General features: G+C 55.6%; 12 protein-coding genes. 6 read left to right on the top strand and 6 right to left on the bottom strand.

Translation table 11 applies throughout. The annotated features are described in order from the left end of the window. Nucleotides 1–91: 91 nt before the first annotated feature. Together PZA18_RS23345 and PZA18_RS23340 are read right to left on the bottom strand one after the other, a co-directional pair. Nucleotides 92–538 carry a portal protein gene (locus PZA18_RS23345; protein ID WP_284103308.1) on the bottom strand — a complete coding sequence of 149 codons (447 nt, stop codon included), beginning with the start codon at nucleotides 536–538 and terminating at the stop codon, nucleotides 92–94. Between the two features lie 121 nt (nucleotides 539–659). Next, nucleotides 660–1,541 (bottom strand): restriction endonuclease, encoded by an 882-nt coding sequence (locus PZA18_RS23340; RefSeq protein WP_284103307.1) that lies wholly within the window; start codon nucleotides 1,539–1,541, stop codon nucleotides 660–662. 93 nt (nucleotides 1,542–1,634) lie between these two features. Between PZA18_RS23340 and PZA18_RS23335 the strand changes: the two genes are divergently transcribed. From PZA18_RS23335 to PZA18_RS23325, 3 genes are read left to right on the top strand one after another with little or no spacing between them, the layout of a single operon-like run. After that, on the top strand, nucleotides 1,635–1,973 hold the full coding sequence (locus PZA18_RS23335; protein ID WP_284103306.1) for a type II toxin-antitoxin system RelE/ParE family toxin: 339 nt from the start codon (nucleotides 1,635–1,637) through the stop codon (nucleotides 1,971–1,973). Next, nucleotides 1,970–2,251, top strand: coding sequence for a helix-turn-helix domain-containing protein (locus PZA18_RS23330; protein ID WP_284103305.1), 282 nt, complete (start codon nucleotides 1,970–1,972; stop codon nucleotides 2,249–2,251). The genes PZA18_RS23335 and PZA18_RS23330 overlap by 4 nt, the downstream gene beginning before the upstream one ends. Further along, nucleotides 2,251–2,718, top strand: a complete 468-nt coding sequence (locus tag PZA18_RS23325; protein ID WP_284103304.1) for a hypothetical protein — start codon at nucleotides 2,251–2,253, stop codon at nucleotides 2,716–2,718. The genes PZA18_RS23330 and PZA18_RS23325 overlap by 1 nt, the downstream gene beginning before the upstream one ends. A gap of 46 nt (nucleotides 2,719–2,764) precedes the next feature. Here PZA18_RS23325 and PZA18_RS23320 read toward each other — a convergent pair whose 3' ends face one another. Together PZA18_RS23320 and PZA18_RS23315 are read right to left on the bottom strand one after the other, a co-directional pair. Then, nucleotides 2,765–3,184, bottom strand: a complete 420-nt coding sequence (locus tag PZA18_RS23320) for a hypothetical protein (protein ID WP_284103303.1) — start codon at nucleotides 3,182–3,184, stop codon at nucleotides 2,765–2,767. Between the two features lie 47 nt (nucleotides 3,185–3,231). Continuing rightward, the gene (locus PZA18_RS23315; protein ID WP_284103302.1) at nucleotides 3,232–3,429 is read right to left on the bottom strand and encodes a hypothetical protein; all 198 of its coding nucleotides are present in this window, start codon (nucleotides 3,427–3,429) and stop codon (nucleotides 3,232–3,234) included. 156 nt (nucleotides 3,430–3,585) lie between these two features. Between PZA18_RS23315 and PZA18_RS23310 the strand changes: the two genes are divergently transcribed. From PZA18_RS23310 to PZA18_RS23300, 3 genes are read left to right on the top strand one after another with little or no spacing between them, the layout of a single operon-like run. Then, nucleotides 3,586–3,843, top strand: coding sequence for an AbrB/MazE/SpoVT family DNA-binding domain-containing protein (locus PZA18_RS23310; protein ID WP_284103301.1), 258 nt, complete (start codon nucleotides 3,586–3,588; stop codon nucleotides 3,841–3,843). Beyond that, nucleotides 3,843–4,175: a type II toxin-antitoxin system PemK/MazF family toxin gene (locus PZA18_RS23305; protein WP_284103300.1), complete on the top strand. Its 333-nt coding sequence runs from the start codon at nucleotides 3,843–3,845 to the stop codon at nucleotides 4,173–4,175. Before PZA18_RS23310 ends, PZA18_RS23305 begins: the two co-directional genes overlap by 1 nt. Next, nucleotides 4,168–4,944 (top strand): hypothetical protein, encoded by a 777-nt coding sequence (locus tag PZA18_RS23300; RefSeq protein WP_284103299.1) that lies wholly within the window; start codon nucleotides 4,168–4,170, stop codon nucleotides 4,942–4,944. The genes PZA18_RS23305 and PZA18_RS23300 overlap by 8 nt, the downstream gene beginning before the upstream one ends. A 599-nt stretch (nucleotides 4,945–5,543) precedes the next feature. On the opposite strand, the gene PZA18_RS23295 is transcribed toward PZA18_RS23300, so the two are convergent. Together PZA18_RS23295 and rdgC are read right to left on the bottom strand one after the other, a co-directional pair. Continuing rightward, nucleotides 5,544–6,236 carry a sce7726 family protein gene (locus PZA18_RS23295; RefSeq protein ID WP_284103298.1) on the bottom strand — a complete coding sequence of 231 codons (693 nt, stop codon included), beginning with the start codon at nucleotides 6,234–6,236 and terminating at the stop codon, nucleotides 5,544–5,546. Between the two features lies 1 nt (nucleotide 6,237). Beyond that, a complete protein-coding gene (gene rdgC, locus PZA18_RS25510; RefSeq protein ID WP_407951209.1) occupies nucleotides 6,238–6,387 on the bottom strand; it encodes a recombination-associated protein RdgC in 150 nt (49 codons plus the stop codon). Nucleotides 6,388–6,395 lie beyond the last annotated feature (8 nt).

Here is a 6,395-nt window from a genome sequence, read left to right as displayed (position 1 = left end):
GCGCACACGCCTGGGACGGGCGTGGCGGCGAGACAGAAGCCTCTGCAAGCGAATGCGCGCAAGCCTAAATCAACGACCCGCGAAACCCCAGCTACAAGCCAACGGCTTTAGCTGTGGGAGAGTTCATGTCCATCCGCACATCGAAATAGCCGCGCTGCTGAATCAGACCATCGGCCATGCACTGCGTCTCCAGCCAGTGCAGCTGCTGGCGGTCGGCCACCTGCATCGCGACCTTGCTCAACACCTCGGCCAGTTCGCCGTCCGCCTCGCCACCCCGTGGCCGGAATGCCATATCCATGCGGTTGTGAATCTGATGGCCGAGCGCGTTATGGATCGCTGGCCAGATCTGGTTGATCTCGATGCAGGGCCGGCCCTCTCCCTCCAGAAACACCCGGTCCTCCGGATCCCACTGCAGACCGCCTCCGAGGTAATACTGCTCCAGCCGCAACGCCTGTTCGACATAGGCATCATGCCCCCGCTGCCGCGCCTCATGCAGCAGCTGCCAGTTCTGCAAAGCCAGCGAAGAAGACGCCGCCATGACCCACCCTCCCTCAACAATGGCGCGCAGTCTGCGGGTTGGGCGGGGTGAATGGTCCTAGATAAAATAAAGAGCGAACGTCATTTGGGCGACAAACTTCTTAGTTGGGGGAATATCGGCACTAACCAGGGAATAGGTCTCTAACGCGGACAAAAGGAAGCCCGGTTTCGGCGGCTCGTCGAACTTTCTTCTCTAGAACCGCGTTAAGCGGAATTTCTCGTTGCAATGCCTCGTACAAGTCAAGACCATCCATGCAGATGACTCGCTTTCCACGTCCGAACGCATCAAGCCCCTCATTTGTGAAGCCACTGTTACTGATAAATAAACCTCGGGTCCAAGCAGCTTTTTGGTCGATTTTTCCTTGGAAACTATGTAATTTCGCGACACCTACAGGTGGGTTTTGCCATTTCGCTTCAACTAAGTAGGTTTCACTTTCAAATTGAAAGCTGCCATCGATTTGCTCGCCCCTGACACGGAAGGGCTCACGTGGGTTTAGTCCGTAGGTTTTAAAAAGCTGTTGAAGAAATTTTTCAAATTCATAGCCTCGCCTTTGTGGGTTATCTATCGCTGGAATGGCCATTAGCGCTTCCATCAATTCGTCGAGCATTGGTCGATTGTAGGCGGGTACGGGTGATGGTTTCGGTATTGTGGAACCGACTGTTGGCCCTTCCAGCTGGCTGATTAGAGCTAACAGGCGGCCCTGCGCGTTCTGAACATTTTCTGGTTCGTCATATTGTTGACGTATTGCTTCACGGTATTCCCAAAGTGCCTTAAGCGTTTTGACGACTGTAGGCTTATCTACGGTTTGCAGAAAATAGCGCAAGCGCTTGGCTTTGGATGTTCCATTCTTTTTATATAAGTTGTCATCAATATCAATGTTCAGTTCATTTGCGAAGAACTCCGCCATAGTGCGATCTGAAAAATTAAGGACATAGCCGCTCCCCATTCTAAAGAGCTCATCCAGAAAAAACATGTCCACACTGCGTATGTTTTGAGTTGACATGGTCTGTGTTTCCTCCTGAGCAGGATTTGAGATTTGATATGTTTTATTGGAATCGAATGGTTTATTATATACAAAAAATTGTATAATTTTAAGATGAACGCTCCCAAACCTGTTGAATTTTGCGGCAATTCCCTGGATGACTTGCGAGCTTTTCCGCTAGCTGCCCGGCGGGAAGCCGGGCATCAACTGGATCAAGTGCAGCATGGCTTGGAACCGGATGACTGGAAGCCCATGCATACCGTTGGTCAAGGCGTGCGAGAAATACGCATTCGTGATGCCAGCGGTGCATTCCGGGTGATCTATGTGGCCAAGCTGGCTGATGCGATTTATGTCCTGCATTGCTTCCAGAAAAAGACCCAGAAGACAAGCAAGGCTGATCTGGATCTGGCAGCGAGCCGCTATCGTGATTTACTAAAGGAGATCAAACCATGAGCCAGCAACGTTTTGCCAATGTCTGGGACGCGCTGGAAGACACACCGGCCGAGGCAGAGAACATGAAGCTTCGGTCTGAACTGATGATGGCGTTGAAAAACCACCTGACCCATACGGAAATCAGCCAGGCAGAAGCAGCACGCCTGCTGGGAGTGACCCAGCCCAGGGTGTCCGATCTGATGCGTGGCAAAATCAATCTATTCGGCCTGGATGCACTGGTGAATATGGCGGTGGCTGCGGGCTTGCACATTGAACTGCGGATCAGTGCTGCAGCCTGATGATGAGCGAATCGGAGAGCCTGCCTGCAACAGTGCTCAGGCGCTGGGGTGAACAACTCGCTGACGTGGGGAGCAGGCTGTCGGCGGGGCAGATGCTGATCAACATGGGAGAGACCGCTCTGCCGATTCTCGCGGGCATCTTGGATGGGACGGCTTGCAACCGGTTTGGAGTGCCTTATCGGCGGTTTGGGCCAGTTATCGAAAGCGTGCTGCACATTGCCGGTGCGTTGGGGGCGGTTGCCCTGCCACTCGCGCCAGCGATTCGTGAAGAGGTGAAAGCAGGCCGTGCTGCGGCCATACGTGCCCTGACCGCGCAAGGTGTACTGGAATTGGAAACCGTAGAGGTATTGAGAGAGGTGATCCGCACGCCACGGGGAGGGCAGGACTTTGATTGGGTGATAGAAGCTTCCCATGCCCTTGCTCGGTATGGTTTTGCCAAAGAACTGGACCGCAAGCACCCAGGATGAAAACCGAGGTCGCGTACCAGCGCTGAACGGGTGCTACTGGGGGCGGTCAGGTATCCAGAAATACAAAGGCGCCCACAGGTTTGTCCTGCAAATGTGCCAGCAAACAATCAAGGCCGACACCAGCTAGGCGCAACGCTGCATTATGTCCCTTGGGCAGCGCATCAATCATGTGCCGGAAAAAATGGATTTCCGTTATCGTCAGCTGAATGGCGTCGGCACGGATCAGTGTCTGCGGACCATTCCCCAGAGGCCGCCTGACCGTTGAGAGCCGGGTAAACACCGTGTTCAGTGGTATGTCACGCGATGCATGATTCACCACGACTACCCGCCCATCCCGCAATACCCTATCAGCAAACACCTGTAAGTTTGGTGATGCCTCGTGGCGGGGCGTCATATCGTCTGCCCGACGCTGCGACGCCAGGGCTTCGAACCCTTCAACGACCTCGGAAAACAGATCACGCTGCATGGACGACCTCCCGCCCCATGGATTTCACTATGCGCAGGATACACCCCCTAAGCCCGCATCCCCGACCGTTGCCGTTGTGGCTGCAAGGTCTCGCGCCAGCTCGGTTTGGTGGGCGGCGCTGGGGGCGCAACAGGTTCGGTCAGGCCCAGGCAGACATACTGCAAGGCATCGTGCGGATGCGAAGCCTGATTCTTGTCCGGGTAATCCTGAAACCGCGCTTTTCCCGCCACAGCCAGCCGGATCAAGCCGCAACGCCTGCTGGATGCGCGTGGCGGGGCTGACCGGGAAATAAGATAAATTATACTTTTGTATAATATTTGAGTTAAGATCCTTGGTGAGCAAGGCATCCCACTTCAATGAGTTGAAGTCCTGCAAATAAGGTTTTAGGAGGTTATCCCACCATGCGTGCTACCAATCTGCGCAAAGTCGGCGGTTCGGTCATGATGGCCGTGCCCACCGCCATGTTGGATCAGCTCGATCTGCAGGCTGGCTCAACCGTGGCCCTGAGCATTGAGCAGGGCAAGCTGGTCGTCACCCCCTCGGCAAAGCCCCGCTACACGCTCGAACAACTGCTGGCGCAATGCGATGCTGCCGCCCCGGCGGTCGAGGCCGATCAAGACTGGCTGTCGGATCGACCCATTGGCAATGAGCTGCTGTGATGGAGCGCGGCGACATCTACTTGGTAGGGCTCGACCCGGTGCTCGGTAACGAGCAGCAAGGTAGCCGGCCAGTGCTGGTGGTCACCGTCAAAGCCTTCAACCAGCTGACCGGGGTGCCGGTGGTCCTGCCCATTACCAGCGGCGGAAATTTCGCGCGGACTGCCGGCTTTGCCGTCAATTTGGCCGGGTCCGGCCTGCAGACCACGGGCGTGGTCCGTTGCGATCAGCCGCGCGCGCTGGACCTCAAGGCGCGTAAGGGCCGGAAGCTGGAAGCCGTCCCACCCGACATCATGGATGAAGTCCTGGCCAGGCTGGTGACGCTGTTTGAGTAAGTCTTTGGCGTGTGGCCTGGCCGGGTATGTTTTAGCGAATGCGTATCTGAACTTTTACAATTCGAGATGTGAATCTCAAGAGTCCCGCAACGTAGGCACCCAAAGTGCTTGCCCCTCCATTTTCTTCGCCAGTTATGTTGCTATGCTGAACAAATTTTTTCTTGCTATCACCTCTTCTCTCCTATTAGCACTCGGTGGTTGTGCGACTGAACCGGTTAAGCCGTTCATTGTTGAATCAGCCCGCCAGAACTTGCTTCCACCACCTGCAGATAAGGCGCAGATTGTTTTTCTTGAGCCCATTAACGCGATTCAAGGGCTCGTTCCCGTCGGACTCTATGATGTCAAAGATGACGGTCGAGCACTGCTTGCTATCACAGGGGCCCAAAGCAAAGCTGCAGTCCTGCTGACACCGGGACACCATCGGCTCATGGCAAATCACTCGGGCATGATTGCACATTTCCTGGACGCCAATGTCGAAGCTGGCAAGCGTTACTATGTACTGGTTCGTTTTATCTACGGCCGTGGGTTCCAGCTTAGGCCGTTGCGCAATTCAGGCCCATCGGACTACACGATTCAGAATAAGAATTTTCCATCCTGGATTTCCAGCACACGCTTTGTGGAAATGACGGGTGATGGAGAAGGTTATTTTGAAAAAATCAGAGCGGCAGTCAGCAAGACTGAGGCTGAAGGATGGAAAGCATGGCAGGAAAAGTCTGAAGAGGAACGCAAGGAACTCACGCTGAACCCGCAGGACGCTGTGCCACTGTAGCGTTCTCAGAAAGTGCGGCAACGAGATGCCAGGCGCCATTCCCTCTGACCGTACTAGCGCCCGTGTGCCCTCTAAGCCCGCATCCCTGACCGTTGCCGTTGTGGCTGCAAGGTCTCGCGCCAGCTCGGTTTGGTGGGCGGCGGTGGGGGCGCAACAGGTTCGGTCAGGCCCAGGCAGACATACTGCAAGGCATCGTGCGGATGCGAAACCTGATTCTTGTCCGGGTAATCCTGAAACCGCGCTTCTCCCGCCACCGCCAGCCGCAGGTAGCGATACAGACCATTGAATCAGGGCCTCATCCATATCAAATCAACGGCCAAGGCCCCGCCTTACAGATCTGTAGGTAGCGCCTCCTTATACGGCCCATTGCATTTGTCACCGTTTTCTCCGTTAGGCCGATTTTCTCTGCCGCGACCTTGATCGGAAACCCGTCGACCAGAACCAACCTAGCGGCATCCGAGGCCGCAGCGCTACGCCCTGTCAAGCAGCACTGAAACTGCTCGGGTGTCAGTCGCAAAGTGGCATAAGGGGGTAGAAGGGGGTTGCGAGGCATGGGTCATCCAGAAAATTGCCGACTCTACCTCGACAATGACAAATCGTCACGTTTCTGCCTGTTCCTTAGACTGCAAGCGGGCACGTAAGCTTGCTGATCGCTTGGTCGCACACTGATTAGGCAAGCCCGCGAACTCCACCATCCCGCGGCGCTTGAGCTTCTCCAGCACGCTCGCATGGATCACAGCTAAAGGCAGATCGTGCGCAATGCGCTGCCGCACCTGTGTCTTGGTTTGACGGGTCCTGCCTACGATACCGTGTTGCCGACACAAAGAATCCAGATCCTCCCGCCACAGAAAGCCGGACAGGTCATAGGGGTCCACTCGCGGATTAGCCTCAGCCGCCCGAAAAAGCACCAAACCACCCAGATCATCCACCACGATCAGCCCCACCGACTGTGGAGTTATGTCGTAGGCCTCAGTCAGATGCGAGGCATGCACACACAACCAGGTCGCGTCGAAGACCCGTTGATACGCCGCGCATTGGGCGGGCCAACGGCGAAGTGAATCCGCCCCGGACTTGATTTCGTAAGCAATCAGCTGGTTGCTGACCAAGGCGAGATCTGCTCGGAACTGACTATCGATGGTTGACCCTGAGTGACGATTCACAAAACCCAGTTCATTGATCAAATTCGCGGACTCGTCCAAATCAAAGTGAGCCCTGATCCAGGTCCGCAGTTGATCCCTGAGCTGGTCTGGTGGTCGGTGCAAACCGTGTTGGATTTCCATGTCAATGGTCATATCAATGCCCTTCCTCTCCCCCCAGCGCGACAACCAGATCGGTCATCAAGCCCCGCAGCTCCCCTACCAGCAGAGTCAGCGTGGCATCGAACAGCAGGTCGGCGCTGCCTGCGTCGGTGTCCTTGAGCTGGTCTTGCAGCAGATCCAGCATGGCCAGGC

Source organism: Parachitinimonas caeni, from assembly GCF_030129945.1.
Lineage (GTDB): Bacteria > Pseudomonadota > Gammaproteobacteria > Burkholderiales > Chitinimonadaceae > Parachitinimonas > Parachitinimonas caeni.
The sequence above is the reverse complement of the archived record's forward strand: the minus strand, read 5'-3'. Positions and strand labels throughout refer to the sequence as shown.

Bases quoted from the DNA above. Each gene is read 5' to 3' on its own strand.
- rdgC (WP_407951209.1), bottom strand. From the start codon at position 6,387: ATGCTGGATCTGCTGCAAGACCAGCTCAAGGACACCGACGCAGGCAGC.
- PZA18_RS23345 (WP_284103308.1), bottom strand. From the start codon at position 538: ATGGCGGCGTCTTCTTCGCTGGCTTTGCAGAACTGGCAGCTGCTGCAT.
- PZA18_RS23325 (WP_284103304.1), top strand. From the start codon at position 2,251: ATGATGAGCGAATCGGAGAGCCTGCCTGCAACAGTGCTCAGGCGCTGG.
- PZA18_RS23295 (WP_284103298.1), bottom strand. From the start codon at position 6,236: ATGACCATTGACATGGAAATCCAACACGGTTTGCACCGACCACCAGAC.
- PZA18_RS23340 (WP_284103307.1), bottom strand. From the start codon at position 1,541: ATGTCAACTCAAAACATACGCAGTGTGGACATGTTTTTTCTGGATGAG.
- PZA18_RS23310 (WP_284103301.1), top strand. From the start codon at position 3,586: ATGCGTGCTACCAATCTGCGCAAAGTCGGCGGTTCGGTCATGATGGCC.
- PZA18_RS23335 (WP_284103306.1), top strand. From the start codon at position 1,635: ATGAACGCTCCCAAACCTGTTGAATTTTGCGGCAATTCCCTGGATGAC.
- PZA18_RS23320 (WP_284103303.1), bottom strand. From the start codon at position 3,184: ATGCAGCGTGATCTGTTTTCCGAGGTCGTTGAAGGGTTCGAAGCCCTG.
- PZA18_RS23330 (WP_284103305.1), top strand. From the start codon at position 1,970: ATGAGCCAGCAACGTTTTGCCAATGTCTGGGACGCGCTGGAAGACACA.
- PZA18_RS23305 (WP_284103300.1), top strand. From the start codon at position 3,843: ATGGAGCGCGGCGACATCTACTTGGTAGGGCTCGACCCGGTGCTCGGT.